The 21,492-nt window shown below is 61.5% G+C and carries 18 protein-coding genes and 2 pseudogenes; 7 read left to right on the top strand and 13 right to left on the bottom strand.

The window, feature by feature from the left end:
* Positions 1 to 27: 27 nt before the first annotated feature.
* The gene (locus Bravens_RS09380) at positions 28 to 1,236 is read left to right on the top strand and encodes an MFS transporter (protein WP_062022790.1); all 1,209 of its coding nucleotides are present in this window, start codon (positions 28 to 30) and stop codon (positions 1,234 to 1,236) included.
* Positions 1,237 to 2,434: 1,198 nt separating this feature from the next.
* Here the strand turns inward: Bravens_RS09380 and Bravens_RS10575 are convergent.
* The 3 genes and pseudogenes from Bravens_RS10575 to Bravens_RS09360 form a co-directional block, all read right to left on the bottom strand.
* Complete coding sequence (locus Bravens_RS10575; protein ID WP_157452745.1) at positions 2,435 to 3,697, bottom strand: hypothetical protein; 1,263 nt, start codon at positions 3,695 to 3,697, stop codon at positions 2,435 to 2,437.
* A gap of 240 nt (positions 3,698 to 3,937) precedes the next feature.
* Positions 3,938 to 4,833 (bottom strand): annotated as a pseudogene (locus Bravens_RS10480) (IS110 family transposase).
* A 426-nt stretch (positions 4,834 to 5,259) separates the two neighbouring features.
* The gene (locus tag Bravens_RS09360; RefSeq protein ID WP_082791119.1) at positions 5,260 to 6,798 is read right to left on the bottom strand and encodes an MFS transporter; all 1,539 of its coding nucleotides are present in this window, start codon (positions 6,796 to 6,798) and stop codon (positions 5,260 to 5,262) included.
* A gap of 295 nt (positions 6,799 to 7,093) precedes the next feature.
* On the opposite strand from Bravens_RS09360, the gene bioB reads away from it, so the two are divergent.
* On the top strand, positions 7,094 to 8,290 hold the full coding sequence (gene bioB, locus Bravens_RS09355; RefSeq protein ID WP_062022769.1) for a biotin synthase BioB: 1,197 nt from the start codon (positions 7,094 to 7,096) through the stop codon (positions 8,288 to 8,290).
* A 115-nt stretch (positions 8,291 to 8,405) separates the two neighbouring features.
* Here the strand turns inward: bioB and Bravens_RS09350 are convergent, their stop codons facing one another.
* Positions 8,406 to 8,756, bottom strand: a complete 351-nt coding sequence (locus Bravens_RS09350; RefSeq protein WP_019174341.1) for a TM2 domain-containing protein — start codon at positions 8,754 to 8,756, stop codon at positions 8,406 to 8,408.
* Between the two features lie 280 nt (positions 8,757 to 9,036).
* On the opposite strand from Bravens_RS09350, the gene Bravens_RS09345 reads away from it, so the two are divergent.
* The 3 genes from Bravens_RS09345 (at position 9,037) to Bravens_RS09335 (ending at position 11,635) form a co-directional block, all read left to right on the top strand.
* Positions 9,037 to 10,236, top strand: coding sequence for an IS110 family RNA-guided transposase (locus Bravens_RS09345; protein WP_062022766.1), 1,200 nt, complete (start codon positions 9,037 to 9,039; stop codon positions 10,234 to 10,236).
* 257 nt (positions 10,237 to 10,493) lie between these two features.
* Entirely contained in the window at positions 10,494 to 11,021 is a 528-nt protein-coding gene (locus Bravens_RS10475) for a helix-turn-helix domain-containing protein (protein ID WP_082791117.1), read from the top strand.
* 14 nt (positions 11,022 to 11,035) lie between these two features.
* Positions 11,036 to 11,635: a PIN domain-containing protein gene (locus Bravens_RS09335; RefSeq protein ID WP_062022764.1), complete on the top strand. Its 600-nt coding sequence runs from the start codon at positions 11,036 to 11,038 to the stop codon at positions 11,633 to 11,635.
* An 83-nt stretch (positions 11,636 to 11,718) separates the two neighbouring features.
* Here the strand turns inward: Bravens_RS09335 and Bravens_RS09330 are convergent.
* Positions 11,719 to 11,907: pseudogene (locus tag Bravens_RS09330) on the bottom strand (hypothetical protein); the annotation flags it as partial.
* A 452-nt stretch (positions 11,908 to 12,359) separates the two neighbouring features.
* On the opposite strand from Bravens_RS09330, the gene Bravens_RS09325 reads away from it, so the two are divergent.
* Positions 12,360 to 13,709, top strand: coding sequence for a sodium/glutamate symporter (locus Bravens_RS09325; protein ID WP_062022758.1), 1,350 nt, complete (start codon positions 12,360 to 12,362; stop codon positions 13,707 to 13,709).
* Positions 13,710 to 13,813: 104 nt separating this feature from the next.
* Here the strand turns inward: Bravens_RS09325 and Bravens_RS09320 are convergent, their stop codons facing one another.
* The 4 genes from Bravens_RS09320 to Bravens_RS09305 all read right to left on the bottom strand — a co-directional run bounded on the left by Bravens_RS09320 (position 13,814) and on the right by Bravens_RS09305 (position 17,406).
* Entirely contained in the window at positions 13,814 to 14,719 is a 906-nt protein-coding gene (locus Bravens_RS09320; protein WP_062022756.1) for a hypothetical protein, read from the bottom strand.
* The gene (locus tag Bravens_RS09315) at positions 14,720 to 15,823 is read right to left on the bottom strand and encodes a magnesium and cobalt transport protein CorA (protein ID WP_062022753.1); all 1,104 of its coding nucleotides are present in this window, start codon (positions 15,821 to 15,823) and stop codon (positions 14,720 to 14,722) included.
* 115 nt (positions 15,824 to 15,938) lie between these two features.
* Positions 15,939 to 16,430, bottom strand: a complete 492-nt coding sequence (locus Bravens_RS09310; RefSeq protein WP_062022750.1) for a hypothetical protein — start codon at positions 16,428 to 16,430, stop codon at positions 15,939 to 15,941.
* A gap of 157 nt (positions 16,431 to 16,587) precedes the next feature.
* Positions 16,588 to 17,406 (bottom strand): DUF8083 family protein, encoded by an 819-nt coding sequence (locus tag Bravens_RS09305; protein ID WP_062022748.1) that lies wholly within the window; start codon positions 17,404 to 17,406, stop codon positions 16,588 to 16,590.
* Between the two features lie 163 nt (positions 17,407 to 17,569).
* Between Bravens_RS09305 and Bravens_RS09300 the strand changes: the two genes are divergently transcribed.
* Positions 17,570 to 17,770 (top strand): DUF3073 domain-containing protein, encoded by a 201-nt coding sequence (locus Bravens_RS09300; RefSeq protein ID WP_019175876.1) that lies wholly within the window; start codon positions 17,570 to 17,572, stop codon positions 17,768 to 17,770.
* 131 nt (positions 17,771 to 17,901) lie between these two features.
* On the opposite strand, the gene purM is transcribed toward Bravens_RS09300, so the two are convergent.
* The 4 genes from purM to Bravens_RS09280 are packed head-to-tail and all read right to left on the bottom strand — an operon-like array spanning position 17,902 to position 21,487.
* A complete protein-coding gene (gene purM / locus Bravens_RS09295) occupies positions 17,902 to 19,074 on the bottom strand; it encodes a phosphoribosylformylglycinamidine cyclo-ligase (RefSeq protein WP_244878151.1) in 1,173 nt (390 codons plus the stop codon).
* Between the two features lies 1 nt (position 19,075).
* Positions 19,076 to 20,587 (bottom strand): amidophosphoribosyltransferase, encoded by a 1,512-nt coding sequence (purF, locus tag Bravens_RS09290; protein ID WP_062022745.1) that lies wholly within the window; start codon positions 20,585 to 20,587, stop codon positions 19,076 to 19,078.
* 31 nt (positions 20,588 to 20,618) lie between these two features.
* Positions 20,619 to 21,050, bottom strand: coding sequence for a hypothetical protein (locus Bravens_RS10720; RefSeq protein ID WP_062022742.1), 432 nt, complete (start codon positions 21,048 to 21,050; stop codon positions 20,619 to 20,621).
* Positions 21,051 to 21,103: 53 nt separating this feature from the next.
* Positions 21,104 to 21,487, bottom strand: coding sequence for a sterol carrier family protein (locus Bravens_RS09280; RefSeq protein ID WP_062022740.1), 384 nt, complete (start codon positions 21,485 to 21,487; stop codon positions 21,104 to 21,106).
* Positions 21,488 to 21,492 lie beyond the last annotated feature (5 nt).

Below are 21,492 nucleotides of genomic sequence, written 5' to 3'. Positions count from 1 at the left end.
CGTTGTGTCGCGGTCTAGGATGAGACCATGTTCTCTGCCTACCGCGATATCTTCGGCATCCCCGGCGCTTTGAAGTTCTCTGCGGCAGGTCTTATCGCCCGATTGCCGATTGCCCTTCTGGGCTTGGGCGTGGTGCTGTTCATTCAGGCAGAAACGGGCTCGTACGCTCAGGCGGGAATTGTGGCCGCCACCTTCATGACCGCGCAGGCGATTTCGAACCCGCTTCTGGGCAAGCAGATTGACCGGCACGGCCAGGCGAAGGTCATGGTGCCCGCGACGATCATCCACGTCATCGGCCTGGCAGGCCTGCTGCTGGTGGTGTACCTGCGGCTGTGGCCGGGACTGCTGTTCGCTTCGGCCGCTGTTGCCGGCGCAACCGTCGGCTCCGTTGGGGCTCTTGTCCGTGCTCGGTGGGCCGCGGTGACAAGGAACCAGAAAGAGCTCGACACCGCGTTTTCGTGGGAAGCGGTTGCCGATGAGCTCATGTTCGTTTCCGGGCCGGCCGTTGTCACCGCTTTGGCTACCGCACTCTGGGCGCCGTCTGGTGTTGTCCTCTCGATGGCTGCGGTCACGATCGGTGCAATACTGCTCTACCCGCAGAAAGCCACGGAACCTCCCACCAGCAAGCGCGAACCACGGGCAATGCGCGGCAAGGTGCTACGCAATCGCGGCATCCTGTTTGCCGTCATCGGCCAGTTCTTCCTCGGCATCAACTTCGGCGCGGTCGATGTTTCGACGATCGCCAGCGCAGAAGAGCACGGGGTGAAGAGTGCTGCCGGCATCGCACTGGCCGCCTACGCCCTCGGCTCGCTCATTGCGGGCATCGTCTACGGTGCAGTGAATTTCCGGGCGCCGGTTCGCGTGCGCTACGCCGCTGCCGCGGGTGCCCTGGCGCTGCTGTCGTGGCCGCTGGTGTTCGCCCCGAACATGATGGTGCTGACCCTGCTTATGCTGCTTGTGGGCTTCGCGGTGTCGCCGACGCTCATCACCGGCAGCTCGGTTGTGCAGTCCTTGGCTCCGCCCAAGCGCATGACGGAAGCCCTTGCCTGGATTTCAACAGCCATCGGCTTCGGTGTTGCCGTCGGTTCTGCCGTGTCGGGAATCGTCATCGACCACTACGGCGCCCACGAGGGCTATCTGGTCACGGCGGTGTCCATGACGGCGGGGGCTCTGTTCATCCTGGCGGCCAACCGCACGTTCGAACCGCCGAAACCGCAGCGCGTCGTTCTCACCTGACGCACCTCGGGCAGGACTGTCATCGAACGAGCGTTCTCACTGATGGCTGTTTGAGCCTTGCACGTCACCGTCCGCCAAATGTGTTCACTTGACGGGCATCCGCCTCAGGAATCCAAGGGACAGCACCGCTCGACACGCCCAAATCTGCGTTTGGGAAAAATCTTGACCAAAATCACACATTGTGACTGTTCTTTACGCTCACTCTCAGAGTACAATTGGGTTACCGCGGTGGTCCGGCTGAAAAATGTCTGGCCATCGCGGATTAATTTTGCCCAGTTTCGGGCCGCAGCCAGCTTCAGACCCCACCCCAGATCCCGGTGAGTGCACATCCCGTGCGCGCCCGGCACCTCGTGCCCAAAAAAAACACCCGATAGCCGGAATCCACGCCTTAGCCACAACAAAACACCCCTTAGCCGGAATCTGCGCCTTAGCAGTCACTGCTAACGGGAGTTTCGATTGCTAAAGCGCAGGTGGGGGCTGAAGAACGAGGTGCCGAACGTGATTGCGCCCGGCACCTCGTGGTTTCCCGCTCCCCAGACCTCGGTGGGTGTGAATCCGGAGCGCGCCCGGCACCTCGTGCCCAAAAAAAACACCCGATAGCCGGAATCTGCGCCTTAGCCGCAACAAAACACCCCTTAGCCGGGATCTGCGCCTTAGCAGTCACTGCTAACGGGAGCTTCGATTGCTAAAGCGCAGGTGGGAGTGTGTAGCGAGCAGCGCCTCGTGAGCTTCCCCTCCCTGCCCGGCACCTTCGTGCTGCGCCGACGGTCGGCAGTCCGAAGCTAGCCCGGATAGGTATGTTCACGGTTTCTTACTGAACCATCCGAAGAAATGGGCCATCTTCACGGTGAAGACAACGAGGGCAGCAGCTAGCAGAACAAACGTCAGGTAGTACGCCGTGCTCGATATGAAGGTGCTCTGATGAACGGGTGGATATCCATCTTGAAAACAGACTATCCGCGGTGGAGCAAATGATGTTTCGACCCATGCTGACGTTGAGTGCCGAATCTCGCCCGAACCGTTCACCGGACATTTTCCCACTCCCTCTATGGTGTTATCGGCTTGCCACGTCTCAGCAAGAAACGCAACTATCGATGTTGCAAACGTGCAGACAGCACCGAGAATGAGCACCCTGGTGCGAACAAAGCGAGAAACCCATGTGGGTGTTGTCTTTTTCATAAAGTACGCTCTTCATATTTTAGGGCGTGATGGCACTGGGCCGTTTGTCTTCGAACTCGTCCCAGTTGAAATGAGCGGGCGTTTTCCACTTACGTTCAGAATTGAGCAGAAGCATGTCTCTATTCCCGTCTAATGGCCAAGGCGCTGACTCCGGGAACAGATTCATGCAGCTGCTTTCGGCGGGAAGTCCGGCGCAGTTGTCACTGACAAACTTGGAATTCGCAGAAATATGGCTCCACGGCTTATCGCCGGGATTCAGCCGCATATCTACGAAGATAGTTTGGTGTAGATTCAGTCCGCCCCCAAGTGGTAGGTCAAGATCGGACACGCCTTTGGCGTGTTGAATGCCGAAACCGATCGCCCCCATCTGACAGCTGTCGAACGCATGATCATTGTCGATATAGGTGTTGTTGTGATCTTCTCCGTCATTAATGACAGCGGTCATCGTTGCTCCAGCTAACGATGCGTTAGCCCAGAACTGTTTATTAGTCCCGATTGGGCAAGTTGGGCGTTTGTTCTTGCCGTCCAGAGAGTAATTCCATTGGTACAGCTGGAACTCTAACCCCCAGCGCAAAGGATCTGGTGCATTTTTCAGGTTTGATTTTCCGAGCCAGTCGGCATTGATTAAGACCTGTCTCTTCCCGTCAACGTTGTCTTTGGTTTGGAACCACACACTGTTGGCATGCGCACGGGTAGGAGGTTCAGAAGACCGAGCTTTGTCTTTCACAGCTGCCGCTCGGTTCTGTTGTTTCGTCTTAGGAACCTCTTGGTCCCGTTTGCGGGTCAGATCAGCGTCCCCTGCATCTTGAGGCGGTTTACCACGAGCATCGTCAAGGAGATCATTCGATGCAGAAGAGCTGCGTGCTGCCGTCGTACTCGCACTGTCCTTTGCAACCACAGTAAGTTTATTTACTGCCGCATTTCCGCCAGGAGCCTGGTTCTGTAGGTTTTCCTCTAGGTTCTGAATATTCGCATCTAATGAAATTGAAGAGTCATAAATGTAACTCCCGACTCCGTTACCAACTTTGAACCCTACGGATTGGACTTCGAAGTCATTATTTTTTGCGATTTCGAATGCATCGCGAGCTGAAATTGGATGGTCGAACTCTATTGCCGTGCTCTCTGCTTGCTGATCTGACGAATTTGTAGCCACAGGTTCTGGTGCTCCTATAACAGGGGTCACTAGCGCCAGGGGCGAAAATGTAAACGCTGTGATCGTCAGGAATAGCGCGCTTTTAGAGATCGTTAGCAGGGGTTTGGAATCCTTTTTTTGATAACCCATACCGCCCTCCCTTGGACTGCATCGCTTAAAGGGCTCCCTTCATATTGTACACATCAAACAATTACTTGTAAATTACATTAACAAATATTGACTATGAAAGGTTCATGAGAGGGGTCAACACCTCGAAATAAAACGCGTGTTTGGTTAGCGGTTGAATAAACATGCGAGAAAACCTCGCCTTTCAGGAGGACGAGGCGGCGCAGTCTGAGTCGCTATATGGGGGTGCTTCTATAGTTTTCGTCAAGCTGCTGAAGCTTGTTGCGTGGGGCGGGGTTTGTAGCGGGTGCCGTCGCGAAGCATGGCGTATAGGACGTCGGTTCTGCGTCTGGCCAGGGCGATGATGGCTTGGTTATGGCGTTTGCCCTCGGCACGTGTTTGTGTCGTAGTACGCACGTGAAAGTGGGTCGGCTTTGATAGATGCGAAGGCTGATAGGAATAGTGCGCGTTTGAGGGTTTTGTTTCCGCGTCTGGAGGGTGCTTCACCGCGAATGGAGGTTCCGGATCGGCGGGTTACTGGTGTGATGCCGGCGTATGAGGCTAGGTGTGCGGCGGATGTGAAGCTTTTTGCCGACGACTTCTGTGAGGATACGCGCGGCTGTCCTGACCCCGATGCCGGGCATAGAGGTCCGGACGCAGGTTCGAGGGTGAGCATCGACCACCGTTAAGATCTCGGCTTCAATATCGGCGCGCTGCTCGGTCAGCTGGGCGGTCAGATCGTCATCGAAGCCACACAGCATTGACAATTCGGCGATGTGTTCGTCCGCGATAGTGATCCCGCGCAGTGTGTGGGGCATGGTGCGGGCTGTGTCAGCGATGATGTACGCATCCCTGGCATCGGTCTTCGCCTGGCCTGGATGAAGATCAGCGACACGGCGCATGGTCAGCCCCGGCAGGTAGGCAACGGCAATCCCCAGTTGTTGGGCTACCGCGAAAACTCACGCGCCTATGGTTTTAGGCTGGTCCACCACGACCAGCAGTTGTTCATGCTTGACGGCAAGAGCTGTTAACAGTTCTTGGATCTTCGGTTCGGATTGCGGCAATGGCTTGTCATGCACTACCTGGCCATCATGGTCAACAGCGGTGGCATGATGTTCTGTCTTGCCGAGAATGATGCCAAGAAATACTTGTGGTTGCATCGGTTACCTTCTTCGGTTTCTTAAGCACAAACTAGGTCACCGATGGTTCGTTCGCTCACATCCACGTTACGCAGCCCCACAGTATTCAGAGCGTGCTTCTATTAGCGATCCGAACGAACCAGACTGATCCCAGTGACAACACCCCCCGGATCATGGACAACTGGGGGCAGACATCATGCCGGGGCCAGCCGGTTCCCTGCACTGCCTATCCTGACGGAAAACAGTGACACCTAAAAGGTAACGGGGTACTGTTGCAGCCGCTTCTGAGGGAGGGGTGTCACCAGGGACGAACGGCGCCTCGTGAGTTTCCCCACCCCAGACCCCAGCATGGCGCAAATCCTGAGCACACCCGGAACCTCGTGCCGTGCGCTCCCTGCCCGGCACCTCGAACTGCACTTGCCTCGGATTGTGGCCCAGCCTGTGATCTCACACCCCGGCGGGTACTGCCTCCTTGGTGAGTGGCGCCTCGGCGGGTTCTTCGTGGTCAAGCGCCTGCCCGCGAGTTTCCTGCAGCAGCCATGCGCAGACCAGCGAAATGACACCCGTTGCGCTCAGCAGCAGCCCGATTCCCGTTCCGCCGTATGTCGCACTGATGGCACTGGCGACAATCGGCACGATTCCACCACCCAGAATTCCGCCGATGTTGTAGCCCAGACCAGCACCGGTGTAGCGGTAGCGGGGCTTGAACAGCTCCGGCAGGTACGAACCCAGCGGTCCGTAAGCGCAGGCGTAGAACAGCAGCGTCAGGCACTGAGCCAGAGCAAAGGCCGCGCCCGTGCCAATGGAAATGACGGGGAAGATGAACAGCGCCCACACGGTGCCGGCGGCAAAGCCGAAGATCAGCAGGCGACGGCGACCAAAGCGATCGGACAGCCATCCGGCGAGCACAACCGTCACACCGAGAACCACGGCTGCGAGCATGTTGATTGCCAGCACAACGGTGCGCGGTAGGCCGATGCCCTCGGGGTCGGAAGCATAGGACGTGAGGAACGACGTCGAGGTGTGGAAGAAGGCAAACAGCATCACGAGGCAACCGCTGGCCAGCAGAACTTCACGCGCCTGGAAGCGGAACACGTCGATGAACGGCGAGCGCTCACGCGACTTACGGCCGCCGGCTTCGCCAGCGTCAGCGCCCTCAGCGCCAGCACCACCCGCGGCACCGGCCTCACCAGCCTCAGCTTCGCGCTTGAGCGCTTCTTCCGCGGCGGCCTGCGCCTGAATGAACGCGGGGGTTTCGGCAATGCTCAGACGAACCCACAGGCCGATGGCAATGAGCAGTGCCGAAGCCACAAACGGAATCCGCCAGCCGTAGCTCAGAAACGCCTCGGATGAGTCCCCGGCAACCAGCGCGGAAACGAGGAACGTGGCATTGGCCAGGAACATGCCGGCGGGCGTGCCCAGCTGTGGAAACGCTCCGTACAGGCCGCGCTTGTCCTTCGGCGCATATTCGGCGGTCAGCAGCGCGGCGCCGGCCCATTCGCCACCAACCGCAAAGCCCTGAAGGAACCGCAGAGTCACCAGGATGATGGGCGCGGCAACGCCGATCTGCGCCGCCGGCGGGATGAGGCCCATGAGCACGGTGGCCGCACCCATGATGAGCAGTGTCGAGATGAGCGACTGTTTGCGCCCGATCCTGTCGCCGAAGTGACCGAAGAAGATCGACCCCACCGGCCGGGCCACGAAGCCCACGCCGAAGGTCGCGAAGGACGCCACGAGCGCCGCTCCCGAGCCCAGAGCCGGGAAGAACACGGTGGGGAACACGAGTGCCGCCGCTGTGCCGTAGATGAAGAAGTCGTAGAACTCGATGGTGGTCCCGGCAAAGCTTGCCGCGCGTACGCGGCGCAGCTCCCGCGGTGTGGGCTTCCCACCGCTCCCCACCGCCGAGGTGCCAGCCGCCGAGGTGCCGGTTGCCGAGGTGCCGGGCGGGCTGGTGTCGCCGCCGGCGGGTGTCGCTGTTGTCGTCATGAGGTCTCCTCTGTGGTCTGAGCCGCTGCTGCGCGGCGATTCGAAGACGACGCTAAAGACACCTCGGGATCACGCCAGGCACCGTTTGCAACACGGCGACGCGGTTTGTCACACGTTTGTCGCCCGGCGTCACACAGGGCCACTTCGGCGTCATAGACCTGTCGCGGGACGTCATAGAGCCGCAGCACTCACGGAACGGCCGAGACTGCAGCCTGAGCAGCGCCCACACACGCCACCACCGAATGTGACCCGCGTCGCGTTTGACAGAAATTGAACACTGTTCAATAGTTGAACGGTGTTCAATTTCAGTGAAATCGCCGATCGCGCCGTCGCGGGCACTCCAGCGTCCGCTGACGAAGCGCTGAGCATTCTGCGCTCTGACGACTCCCAGCTGCTTGACCTCGTTGCCGCCGCCGGCCGCGTGCGCCGCCACCACTTCGGCATGAAGATCAAGGTCAACTACCTGGTCAACCTCAAATCAGGTCTGTGCCCCGAAGACTGCGGCTACTGTTCCCAGCGCCTGGGCTCGGACACTGAAATCCTCAAGTACTCGTGGCTCAAGGGCGATGAAGCCCGCCGCCAGGCAGAGTTCGGACTGGCCGGCGGAGCATCGCGTGTGTGCCTCGTGGCATCCGGCCGCGGACCGTCGAACCGCGATGTTGAGCGGGTCGCAGGAATGACGGAGGACATCAAGGCCAACAACCCCGATGTCGAGATCTGCGCCTGCCTCGGGATCCTCAAAAACGGCCAGGCTGAGCGTCTGCGCGATGCCGGAGTTGACGCCTACAACCACAACCTCAACACCGCGAAGTCGCACTACGAAGACATCTGCTCAACACACACGTGGGACGAACGCGCCGAAACCGTCAGCCGCGCGCACGAAGCCGGCATGTCGCCGTGCTCCGGCCTGATTGTCGGCATGAAGGAAACCGACGAGCAGATTGTCGAAGCCGTCGAATCGCTGCGCGAACTCGGTTCGGACTCCATCCCGGTCAACTTCCTCATCCCCTTCGAGGGGACACCGCTGGAAGGTGTCAACTACCTCACGCCCACCCAGTGCCTGCGGATTCTGTGCGCCGTGCGGCTCATGTGCCCCGACAAGGAGCTGCGCATGGCCGGCGGGCGCGAAATGCACCTCAAGACGCTGCAGCCCATGGCCCTGCACGTGGTCAACTCGCTGTTCCTGGGCGACTACCTCACCTCAGAAGGGCAGGCAGCCGAAGACGACCTCGACATGATCGTCGACGGCGGCTTCGAAATCGTCGGCCAGGACGACGCGCGAGCCCTGCGCGACAGGTTGCGTGCCCACCGCAAGGCACACGCTGAGGCCATGGGCGGTAATACAGACGACGCCCCCGCAGCCGAAGCCCCGGCAACCCTGCCGTGCGGCAAGAGCGCACCCCCGGCAGGCGCCTCGGCAGGTGACGGCAGCGTCACCGTGCCCACTATCCGCCGGCGCGGAGCGGGAACGGTGCTGGCGCCGAACGCCTAAGCGACACTCACCCCCAGCCCCTACCGTGTTGGCGCGACTCACCTCGCGCCAAGCTGCAGACAACAGAAGAACCCCGGCGCAAACCGGGGTTCTTCTGTGCTCTGAAGCTACGAGATCAGAGGCCGAGCGCCATGGCGTCCGACTGCAGGTCACCGAGGTTGGTCACGCTGCAGCCACCGAAGCCGATGCCCAGCACAAACAGGACAATGGTCACAATCCATGCCAGCTTCTTGTGCTGTTCGTAGCCCTCCAGCGGCTGGCCGCTCTTATCGCGGCCTGCACCGACCAGGTAGATGATGAGGTCGATGATCGCCCAGATGCCGAAGCCGCCCAGTGTGATGAGCTTGAGCACGCCGGTGCCGATCTTGCCAAGGTAGAAGCGGTCGATGCCCAGGGTTCCGAGGAACCAGGCCAGCAACCAGGTAACGAGAAAGCTTTTCTGAGATGTGTGCGTATTGGTAGTCACACGCCAACAGTAAGCGCATACGGCTCGCCGCACCAAAATTCCCCCCCCGTTACATTCATTCATAGGTCCTCACCAGAGGATCTGGTCGCTGGTCCTGGTATGGCTTTCTTGCCCTGTCACTGATGATCCGGGGGGTGTTGCCGCCAGGAGTCCAGGACGCGCGTTGACTGCTGATAGGGACGTGGCCTGACTCTTGTCGAGGTCTCTTCGTAACGTGGGTGCCAGCATCGGGTGTCGTGACATCAGCGACCCGGGTAACGCAGGACGAGGGGGACCTGTCATGACAACCGAATACGCAATCACACTGGGCCTTGATGTCGGGAAGTCCGCCCATCATGGATGCGCGCTCACACCCGAGGGGCAACGCGTGTATGACCACGAGCTGCCCCAGGACGAAACCGCCTTGCGGAAGGTCTTCACCGACCTGCAGCAGCACGGTCGGGTGCTTGTCGTGGTCGACCAGCCGAACACGATCGGGGCACTGCCAATCGCTGTCGCCCGTGATCTCGGCACAGACGTCGCTTATCTCCCGGGGTTAGCGATGCGCAAGGCCGCGGATCTGTATCCGGGACGGTCGAAAACCGACGCCAGGGACGCGTTCATCATCGCTGATACCGCCCGGACAATGCCACACACGCTACGAGCCGTGGACCGCAATTCCGAGGTCTTGTCAGCACTGAAGGTGCTCTCCGGATTCGACGAAGACCTCGCTCGTGAATCAACGCGCGCGATCAACCGACTACGGTCCCTATTAGTCCAGATCTACCCATCACTGGAACGTGTCTTCCCCGGTGCCGTTCTCACTCGGGCAATCGTGTTGGATCTGCTGATCCGCTACCACGGTCCCGCCGGACTCAAAGCTGCCGGCAAAGCCGGAGTGAAACGGTGGGCACGTCACCACAGCCGCAAAGACCCAGGCCCGCTCATCGACCAGATCTTCACAGCACTATCCGAACAAACCGTCACAGTGCCCGGCGCTGACGCTGTTGAACTCGTCATCCCCAGAGTCGCAGCCCAGATCAAAGAGCTTAAGCATCAACGAGACATCGTCGCCGAAGAAGTAGAGAAGCTGGTCGACGACTTCCCTCTTTCCACGGTCTTGACGTCGATGCCAGGAGTCGGGATCAAGACCGCAGCACAGATCCTCCTGGCCGCTGGCGACCTGTCCGCGTTTCCCACGCCAGGACACCTGGCCGCCTACGCCGGAATCGCTCCAATAACCCGAAGGTCCGGGACCTCAATCCGAGGCGAGTTTCCTGCCCGCGCCGGGAACAAGAAATTGAAGAACGCGTTATTCCGGTCCGCATGGGTCGCCTCCTGCCACGACCCAGTATCAAAGGCGTACTACGAGCGAAAAAGAGCCGAGGGCAAGCGCCATAACGCAGCAGTCATCTGCCTGGCCCGGCGCCGACTAAACGTCATGTACGCAATGATGAAAACAGGCACGCTCTACGAGCCCCGCACCCCAGCCACGGCTTGACAAACAACATAGGGACACCCCTCAACGTATTCATGCAGGCATCCTGAACCATGGACGGATTGGCACCGCCGAAAAATGCGGGCTAATGCCAAAATGAACCACCCTGGCCACCTTGCGCCGCGCCAATGACTACCGCCTGCGTGGGCGCGGACTGGGGCACCAAACGTAGGACGCAGCTTGTGGGCAAGTGCCTCATGCACTAACATATTCGAAGTAAACGCAAATAATTTTCGCTTATTGCAGATGAGGAGCCTGACATGTCCGCGAACGAGACGCTCGCTCCGTCGACCCATGTCGCCCGGGACGAGCAACAGCTCGGACACCTCTACGATGCGCTCACCGCCGAGGAGGCTCTGGCCCCTCGACCCCGGCACTACCTGGTCGGCGGCGCCGACCGCGACCCTGTCGAGCTCCCCGAAGAGGTCTACGAGGCGTTGCTGGACGTCGTCGACGCGATGCGTAAGGGCCTGTCGGTCACGGTCTCGCCAACCTCGCAGATGCTGACCACTCAGCAGGCCGCCGATCTCCTGGGCATCAGTCGGCCCACGCTCATCAAGGCCCTCGACGAGAAACAGCTCCCATACACGCGCACGGGCACGCACCGCCGGATCGCTTTGACGCACGTGCTCGACTACCGCGAGAGACGTCGACAGGCACAGTACGCAGCCATCGACGCGCTCTCGGTCGACGTCGACGAGACCAGCGACATCGACCAGACTCTGGCCGACCTGCGCCGTGCCCGCAAGGAGGTCGCTGCCAAGCGCCGGGCGTCGAAGGCTGACTGAAATAGACTGGCGTCATGTTTTCCGCCGTTCTCGACACCAGTGTGCTTTGGCCCAGCCGGCAGCGCGACTTCCTGCTGTCGCTGGCGGCTGAGAGAACTTACTCCCCCAAGTGGAACACCGCGATATTGGACGAGCTCGTCTTCCATGAGACCGAGAAACTCGCCGAGCGCGGCACTCCTGTCGAGGAGGCGGAACACTCTGCTGAGCGCCTGATCGGTCAGATGTCGACTGCCTTCGACGACGCTCTGGTCACCGACTGGGAGCCGCTCGAGGGCACCTATGGGTTGCCGGACCCCGATGACGAGCATGTGCTGGCCGCTGCCATCATGTGCGGTGCCGAGGTGATCGTCACCGAGAACCTCAAGGACTTCCCCGCCTCGAAGCTGCCAGCACCAGTTCGAGCGACGCCGGCGCGGGACTTCGTCTATGACACTGTCCGCGCGCATCTGACGCAATCGTGCCGGGCGGTGGTCGCGATGTGCGACCGTAGCGGACGACACGGCCCGAAGCTCACCGTGGCCGATCTTCTGGCGATCTTCAACGAGCGCTACAAGATGACCGAGGCTGTGGAGCTGCTGTCCGCAGCGCCTGGGCTGCGAGAAGCCCTCAGCTGACCTGGCGGGCTGTACGGGCATTCTCACGCAAACGGGCGCTGCGGGATCAGCAGACCCTGAACCTCCAAGCCAACCGCGCGGCCTCAGCCCTCCTGGACCCCTGCCACCACGGACGGACCCGTCACGATCCGGCGCAGCACCTCGGTGAGGTGGTCGATACCGGCGAGCAGATCCTCGTCCTTGGTGAACTCGTTGAGATTGTGCGAGATCCCCTCGACGCTCGGAACAAACAGCATCACTGTCGACACGAGGTCCTTCATATTCGTCGAGTCGCGCGCGGTGTCCTGACTCATATGTGGTCTCCGTTCTGCTGTGCGGCGTACACGTCGGTTCCCGAGGCGCGGTTCGCGTCCGGCATCTCGTCGGCGGAAATACATTCACCCGGCGGACTGAAAATCGAAAGGTCACCGGATCGACGCCGGTCGGAGCCACAACCACAAGAGGCCCTGCACCCCGCTTGGGGAGCAGGGCCTCCGCGCTTTCCCATGCCAGGTCCCCCATCAAGGTGAGATTCCGCAGCAAACAGGGGCGGCACCTCGTGCCCGCACCGAAGCCACCGGCTCGGTACGAGCACATCACATCGAGACCGTACCGAAATCCGAACTGAGTGCGAGTTTCACTGTGACACGTTAAACTTCCTGAGAGAACTCTGTGTTGCCAATCACTGCTCTGACTCCTGTTGCAGTTCGCAAAGACGCGGCAAACCTGAGCCGGAAGGAACCCAATGTCTGAATTCACTCCGTGGACTCTCCTCATAGATGCGGGAATGATCGGAGCCCTCCTCGCCGTCGGCGTGCTCTTGCGCGCAATCATGAAGTCACTCCAATCACTCCTCATTCCAGCGTCGTTCATTGCCGGCTTCCTCGGTTTGGCCCTGGGACCCAACGGGTTCGGCCTGCTGCCGTTCTCCGAAGAACTGGGCACCTACGCCTCTGTGCTGATCGTCGTCGTCTTTGCGTGTCTGGCCATGTCCGATGACTTCGACTTCCGCAAGATCAAAGGCCCCATCGTGAGCTTCTCGGCATACGGAGTGCTCATCTACACCGCCCAGGTTGCGGTCGGCGTTCTTGCCGTTGTTCTGCTTCTGGGCCCGCTTTTCGGCGCTGACCTGACAATCGGCACTCTGCTGTTCGCCGGCTGGGCCGGCGGTTTCGGCACTGCGGCCGCTCTCGGCGATGTGTACGCGAACGCCGGGCACGAAGAGCTGCGCTCCTTGGCCTTCACCTCGGCAACCGTCGGCCTGCTCGCGGGCATCATCGGCGGCATCATCCAGGCGAAGATCGGTGCGATGCGCGGTCACGTCAAGGAATTCGCAGGCATGGAGTCCATTCCGGAAGACATGCGCACCGGTGTGCTGACCGGCGAAGACCGCCGCGCGCCCATTGGCCAGCACCGCTTCTCCGGTTCGAGCATCGAGTCCCTGGGCTTCCAGGTGGGCATCATCCTCGCAATTGCAGGTGCTGCCTACGCCATAACGACCCTGCTGGGCAACTGGTTCCCCGCTGTCAGCTTCCCCACCTTCACGGTTGCCTTCCTGGTGGGCCTGCTCGTGCGCGGTCTGTTCAAGGCAACCCGCACCACCAAGTTCGTCGACCGTGACACACTCAGCTCGATTTCCGGTTCCGCCACCGACATTCTCGTCGTCTGCGGTATTGCCTCCATTCAGCTGCAGGCTGTCGCCGACAACCTCCTGGTGATGTCGATTCTGTTCGTCGTCGGCCTGTTGTTCTGCCTGGGTCTGGGTCTGCTCGTAGCTCCCCGCACCCTGCAGGACGGCTGGTTCGAAAAGCAGATCTTCACGTGGGGTTGGGGCACCGGTGCCGTCAACACGGCAATCGCTCTGCTGCGCATTGTCGACCCCAAGCTGAAATCTGGAACGCTGGAAGACTTCGCAATTGCCTACATTCCAGTGGTGCCGGCCGAAATCACGGCTGTGACGTTCGTTCCCGCACTTGCCATGGCGGGCCTGGCCTGGCCGATTCTCGGCATTTGGGGCGGTATTGCCGTTGCGGCCGCCGTCGTCTTGGTGATAGTCACCGTGCGCAACCGCTCAGCAACACCAGCCGCCGCATAGCTGAGCTCACTGCCGTATAACCGCTGGAACGCGCCCGTCACCGATAGTGACGGGCGCGTTCTATTAGAACGGCTGCCGAGGTGCGGCTTTCGCGTGCCTCTCCCCTATCCCATGACGAGGCGGAGGACAGCTGCTCGTGCTTCTTCGGCTGTTCCTGCAACTGCGGTGCGAAACTGCGCTCCGACGCTGATCAGCGCAGCTGTTGCGGCTTCTGGGTCGTCGCCCAGACCGAGCACGGCTTTAGCGTCCCCGCACTGTTCGGCCGCTTCAGCGGTTTCAACGAGAACTGCCTCAACCGCGGTCCCGTGCGGGGCACCCACGGCGAAGATGCGCGGGCGGGCAGCATCCACCTCGAGATTCGCAATGATCTCCCACACCCGACCGGCAAGCTGCCCGACAGCGTCACCGGGCTCGCCGGGTTCACCGAACCGTTCGTCGATCTGCACCCACACGGTTCCATCGGCGGCCAACAGCCGCAGAACTTCGGAGTAAGCGGACGCGAGCACATCCACCCACCCCTGCCCGGCAGCATCATCGGCAATCCCCGGAGCAAAAGCCCGGATAACAGAGGCCGGACCGGCGAGCACCGGGCGGACGTCGATGCCTTCTTCATCGTGCGCTTCAGCCCGCAGATCAAACAGCCGCCCCGGACGCACGGACCCGGCAACAGGCGCCGCGGCGCCACTCAGCCCCGCGGGTGCTTCGAGATCAAGTTCAGCCCGCAGGCTCACGTGGGAAGTCGAACCGCCGATGAGCCCCAGCACAATCGCGGTCGAGACCAGCACCGAACCGTGGGCAAAGTCAGCTGGAATCGCGTGCGGTTCATACAGGCCGTCATCGGAAAGCCGGCGATAGGCCGACAGCCGGGCTGCGCGCATATCGGATTCGTACTCGGCTTCGTCGATTTCACCTGCGAGAAGCTTCGCCAATCGCGCATCCCGGATGTCTGCAAGAAGCTCCCGCGGAACAGACAGTGTCGTCGCGGCGGGAAAAGCGCGAGCGAAATCCACTTACATCCAGCCCTTTTTCTTGAACACCACGTACAGAACCACGGCCAAGGCGACCATTGCCCCGATCGCCATGGGATAGCCCAGCGGCCAGCTGAGCTCCGGCATGTTCGTGAAGTTCATACCGTAGATCGCACCGATGAGCGTCGGGGCGAAGAGAATAGCCGCCCAGCCGGAGATCTTCTTCATGTCGTCGTTCTGCCGCTGTGAGACAAGTGTCGAATTGACCTGCAGAATCTGGTTGAGCGCATCCCGCAGTTCAGAGATGTCCGGAATGACCGTCGCCAGGTTGTCAGACACGTCTTCCAGATAGGTCTGGAGCTCTTCGTCTTTTCCATAGCCGTGGCGCGTGATGCCGACGAGCAGACGGCGGATCACACCCATCATCGACGACGAGGCCTGCTGCAGTTCAATGACCTCACGCGACAGGCGGTAGATGCGTTCGGCAACCGCCGGATCACCCGAAAACACCTGACGTTCAATCTGCTCTTTGTCCAGTTCGAGTCCTCGCAGGACCCGCGGGTAATCGTCGACGAGCGAATCCATCAGTGCGTGAATGACGGCCTCGGGGCCGTGCTCCAACAGGCTGTCCTGCTCGGACCAGCGCTCAATGAACTGAGCCGAACGGCTGTGCCACGCTTCCGCGGCAGCCTGATTCTGGCAAAGGATCGCCACCTGATTGCCCCGCATGAGCACGTGGATTTCACCGATGTCGATGTCTTCTTTTGAGTCCCGGTAGACAACCGAGTTGACCACGACGAACAGAACATCGCCGTAGCGTTCGACCTTGGCACGCTGTTCTTTCGCTTCGAGGTCTTCCACCAGCAGAGGGTGCAGGTCCCACACGTCCTCGAGTTCGCTCAGCTGCGCCGGGGTGGGACGGTCCACGGCGAAGGTGACCACGCGGTCTTGGTGTTTGTGCGCGAGCGTGTCGATTGCTGTGATCTCGTGCTCCATGTCGATCGAGCGCAGACCGAACTTGTCGAATGACACTCCCCGGATGTTGTGCCGCACGGGCGTGGGCGCAGCCGGCTTTTCACGGCCGCGCCCCGCAACGCGGGGAAACAGAAGCCGGCGGCCGGAACTGGAGTTGTGAGCAGGAACCATGCCCTTATCCTCCCATGTTCCGCCTGTCCCCGGGTTCAGCTCACGCGCTGCCGCCGCCTGGAGCTGGTCTGAAGCATTCGGCCGCCGAGGCGGAGCGTGCCTCTGCGCGCAGGCTTCAGATCACGTACCAGTCGTAGGTTCCTGGTCCCGTCCGCTTGGCCTTCACCGGCACCGGCGGTTCAGCACGTCTGCTGACTGTCTGCCCCGCGGGGACATCGAGTCCTGGGATGAACGCCCCACCTGCTCCGAACGCCTTTTGGATCTTGATGTGGAAGCCGGCCATCCAGTCCTCCGGCGGTGTGAACACCACTGTCCTGCCTCCGTCGCGGACAGCAATTTCAAGACCCGCCTTCATTCGCGACCCTGGTTCGTCGGTGAACGGCGAGTGCTCCATCCGCAGATGAGCACCGATGACTTCACCGTCCAGGTCGAATCCGCGCGCCGAGCCTGCGGGTTTGGTTCCCTTGCGCAGCCCGATGACGCTGCGCATCATCAGCGCAATGACCACAATGAAGATGAGAGCACCGATCCACAGGATCGGAAACTCACCCAGCAGCCACAGAAACCCTGGAGCTTCGGCAGCTGACAGCTGTACCGAGTTGTCCATCTCTCATCCTTCCTTCACACCGCTACAACGATAGAAACAGCTGCGGTGCCAATCAAGAGTGCTGGGCCGAACGGAAGCGACGTCTTCAGTCCCTGGCGCTTGACTGCCATATAGCCCACCGCCACGACATCCGGCAGGGGCGGTTCAGTATCGCGCCTCAGCTTGAGCGCGAGAACAGACCCAGCTTCTCCCAGGCCTCCGTGTACAGGTTGAAGGCCGCGACCGCACTGTCGTAGTCATCCGAATCAAGCGCATCAACCCACGAATCGACGTAGTCCTGCGCCTGCTCCGGATCAAGCACACCCGTCATGCCGCCCAGGTCGAGTTCAAGAACCGCGTTCGGATCAAAGGTCTCCAGCCACGTGCCGAACTGTGCCGCAGATTCGACAACGGCACGCAGCCGGGACTTCTCGCGGATGACAGCCAGAGCCCAGTCCACGCGAGCAGAGGCAGCCACAATGTCCGTCCTGATGAAGGTGCGCTGGGAGCCGTCTTCCGCCTCGTCAGTTCTGATCCGGTCAGCATCAAGATCGAAGGCGAGCCACCACACCGGAGAAACCTCCCACGCGGCGGTGCGGGTGAACACCCGCTCATCAGGGTCGTCCTGCATCCATTCAACCCGTTTGGCGGCGGCCCGTCTGCGCGCCGACTTCGGCACGAGCATGTCGAGCTCATCGCGCGACACGTTCTCCGCCAAAGCCTCCACCGCGTGCCACGAGCGAATATCGTCCTGCACGGGACAGACTCGGGTGATCCCATCACCCCACTCTTCTGCCGTGAGGAAAATCGGGGTGCCGCGGTAGGAGTCTGCAACCGGGTCGGGAGGAAAGCTGATCAGCCGCGCATCAGCATCGGCGGCAACGAGCTCCTCGATCATGGAGCGGTTGTCCGACACCGGGTAGTCGCCGAGTTCCGGATGCGCGTCAAGCGGTTCGAAAACCCGCAGACAAACCTGATACCTGCGCTCATAAGCCATACCGTCTACCCTAGCCGCACACGGGTCCCACGATCGTCTTATGGGCCGTCTCAAATGGCAAAGTGCATAGGGGTCCGATAGAATGACGCCGAACTGAAGCACGCAAACTCAAACCGGGGCCTATCTTGGGTGCCCTGGATCGACGAAGAGGGGGTCGACGCCTGTGGGTCGCGGCCGCGCTAAGGCAAAGCAGATCAAGGTAGCCCGGAAACTCAAGTACTACAGCCCCGAAACAGACCTTTCCGCTCTTCAGCGGGAGCTTTCCGGCAAATCAGGATCGGACGACTACGACCAGTACGACGACGATCCTGACTACTCCGAATACGCAGAGAAGTACGCAGACTACGATTCCGACGACGACTGACGGACTCTGAGTCTGCACAGACAGAGGGGGCAACCAGCTTGGCCTGGCTGCCCCCTCTGTCTGTTCTTGCTGGCCTGTTTCGGCTGCTGCCGAGGTGCCGCCCGGATCAGGCGGCACCGGTCCGGGCCGTATCAGTCCAGGAGGATGGCCGCACCACCGTCAACGCCCTTGGCGCCGGTGACGTAATAGCTGTCAGATGAGTGCTCACCGTTGTCTTCGGCGACTTCACCCAGAACCCACGAACCGCTGAAGGAGCCCAGGACGTCGTCCACGCGGTCGGCATCGACGACGAGCACCATTCCCACGCCCATGTTCCAGGTGCGCTCACGGTCAGCCTGCGGCACACCGCCCAGGTCGCCCAGCACATTGAACACCGGGGGAACTTCCCACGTGCCGCGGCGCATGATGCCGATCGAACCGGTCGGCAGGACGCGGGCCATGTTCGCGGACAGGCCGCCGCCGGTCACGTGCGACATGGCGTGCACGGCACCGGGCTGGTTGTCCAGCAGTTCGAGCAGCTGACCGGTGTAGACGCGGGTGGGCACCAGGAGTTCTTCGCCGAGGGTGCGGCCGAATTCGTCAACGCGCGAATGCAGGTCCCAGCCGGCGTCTTCGATGACGCGGCGCACGAGCGAGTACCCGTTGGAGTGCAGGCCGGAAGCGGGAAGGCCGATGAGGACGTCACCCGTCTGCACTTTCTGCGCGCCAAGCATGTCGGTGGCGTCAACGACTCCGGTTGCAGCACCGGCCACATCGTATTCGTCTTCACCCAGCAGACCCGGGTGTTCGGCGGTTTCGCCGCCGACTAGGGCAACATCGGCTTCGCGGCACGCTTCGGCAATGCCGCGGACGATGTCGGCGATCCGTTCGGGAACGAGTTTGCCGCAGGCAATGTAGTCGGTCATGAAAAGCGGCTTGGCACCGCCGACGATGATGTCGTCGACCACCATGCCCACGAGGTCCCAGCCGATCGTGTCGTGGATGTTCATCTGCTGGGCAATCGCAACCTTGGTGCCCACACCGTCAGTTGAGGATGCCAGCAGCGGACGTTCGTAGTCCTTGAGGAAAGAAGCGTCGAACATGCCGGCAAAGCCGCCGACGCCTCCGACGACGTTCGCGTTGTGGGTTGCCGACACGGCCGACTTCATGAGTTCCACCGCGCGGTCACCGGCCTCGACGTCAACACCGGCAGAAGCGTAGGTGGTTTCGGGCCGTTCGGTCAGGCGGTGGCCGTCTTCGTCCGCCCGGCCTGCGGAGGCAGCCGGTCCGTGCAGAGGGCCAGTCGCGGAATTGGGCGGAGTCATGTCAGCTGTCCTTTGTTCCAGATGTTCCAGAGAGTTCTTTGTCAGAAAGATCGGCTTCCGGCGGCACCGGAATCTTGTAGTCGCCGGAGAAGCAGGCAGTGCACAGCTGACTGCTGTTCTGCTCGGTTGCCTCGATCATGCCGTCCAAGCTGATGTAGCCGAGGGAGTCCGCGCCGAGGGACCGGCAGATCTCGTCCGTGTCGAGCCCGTTGGCAATGAGTTCGGCACGCGTGGCGAAGTCGATGCCGAAGAAGCACGGCCATTTGACCGGCGGTGCGGAGATGCGCACGTGGATTTCCTTGGCACCCGCTTCGCGGAGCATGCGGATGAGTGCACGCTGCGTGTTGCCGCGGACAATCGAGTCGTCTACGACCACCAGGCGCTTGCCCTCGATGTTCTCCTTCACCGGGTTGAGTTTGAGGCGAATGCCCAGCTGGCGGATGGTCTGCGAGGGCTGAATGAACGTGCGGCCGACGTAGGCGTTCTTCATGAGCCCCTGGCCGAACGGAATGCCGGATTCTTCTGCGTAGCCGACCGCGGCGGGCGTACCGGAATCCGGGGTCGCGATTACGAGGTCGGCGTCAACTGCGTGCTCACGGGCCAGGCGGCGGCCCATTTCGACGCGCGAACTGTGCACTGTCTTGCCGTTGATGACGCTGTCGGGGCGAGCCAGGTAGACATACTCGAAGACGCAGCGAGCGGCTTTTTCTTCGGCAAAGCGGTGGCTGCGCAGGCCGTCTTCGTCGATTGCGATGAGTTCGCCCGGCTGGATTTCGCGGACGAAGGAAGCACCCACAATGTCGAGTGCGGCGGTTTCTGAAGCCACAACCCAGCCGCGGTCGATTTTGCCCAGAGCCAGCGGACGCACACCGTGACGGTCGCGCGCGGCATACAGGGTGTTTTCGTCCATGAAGACGAGGCTGAAAGCACCCTTGATCTGCGGCAGGAGGCCCAGCGCCGCATCCGTCAGGTTGTCGGCGTCAGAGGATGCGAGCAGTTCGGTGATGAGCGATGTGTCCGACGACGAATCACGGTGCGCGCGCGTGCGGCGGCGCTTCTGCTTGTGGGCCGCGACGACTTCGCGGTGTTTGTCCAGCCGTTCGTCGGCGAGCGCCTGGAGTTCGTCGAAGTTCGTCAGGTTGCCGTTGTGGCACAGTGCGACGGAACCGTAGCCCGTGGGTCCCAGGGTGGGCTGGGCGTTTTCCCAGGCGTGCGCGCCGGTTGTTGAGTAGCGGGTGTGGCCGATGGCCATGTGCCCCGGAAGGGTTTCGAGGTCGTTTTCGTCAAACACCTGGGAGACGAGTCCCATGTCGCGAAAAACGAGGATCTGCTCGCCGTTCGAGGCGGCGATGCCAGCTGATTGTGTCCCTCGGTGCTGCAGGGCGTAGAGGCCGAAGTAGCTGAGCTTTGCAACTTCTTCGCCGGGCGCCCACACGCCGAAGACACCGCATTCGTCTTGGCCTTTGTCGGCGGGGTCAACAACAGCTGTCAGGAGTCCATCTGCACGTGCCACGTTCGCTATTGTTCCACACGCCGAGCCGGGCTCAGGCTTCGCCGTCTTCGCGGGCCTGTTCGGCTTCCGTTTTGGTCTTCTGCTCTTCCGGGCTGAGTTCGAGCGAGGAGCCGCCGGCTTTGTCTGCTGCTTCGGCTTCTGCCGGGCTGGCTTCTGCCGAGTCGGCCTCTTCCCCGCCCTGCTCTTCGTAGTGGCCGGTGACCTCAACGGTGCGAGCCTTGCGGCGCAGAACCGCGTCCATGACGAGTGCGACACCAGCACCGAGAACGGCTCCGGTGATGGCCAGCAGGACAACGCCCATGCCGACGACGGCACCGCGGCTGTATTCCTGGCTCAGATCTCCCATGTTGAGGGGAAGGAAGGCCAGCACTCCGGCGATGATGACTCCGACGAGCGCGCCGACGGCGGCAAAGGCACCGTACTTCGGGGCGCGGCGGACCGAAACGAGGGCGGATTTCTTCATCGGGTTCTCTCCAGACGGCTGAGCTTCAGCGGTTTGCTGATCGGCAGACGATTCTAGAGCACGCCGCGAAGCGGCAGGTGCTCGCTCAGGTCAGAGCGGGTGCCGGAGGCGTCCACCCGGCCGGCCTCCACCTCGTCAGCAAAGTCGACCTGACCGGTGACCAACAGGAGCCAGGTCTCGGGCTGGACCTCGACGACGTTCGGGGGTGTTCCGCGGGAGTGCTTGGGGCCTTCGATGGCCTGGGCTGCGGCAAACGGCGGGATGCGGATTTCGACCGCACCACCGGGGTGGCGTTCTGCGAATTCCTCGACGGTGTAGCGCACGGCGGTGGCCAGGGTGCCCCTGTCGACATCACCGCTTTGGTGTTTGCGCCACTCCTGCCAGACTTCGAGTGCTTGGCGGCCCTCAGCGGGGTCGATGCGACGGCGGATGCTCATGATGC

Source organism: Brevibacterium ravenspurgense (assembly GCF_001584615.1).
In the GTDB taxonomy this organism is placed as follows: Bacteria; Actinomycetota; Actinomycetes; order Actinomycetales; family Brevibacteriaceae; genus Brevibacterium; species Brevibacterium ravenspurgense.
This window is presented reverse-complemented; position numbering and strand designations above follow the sequence as displayed.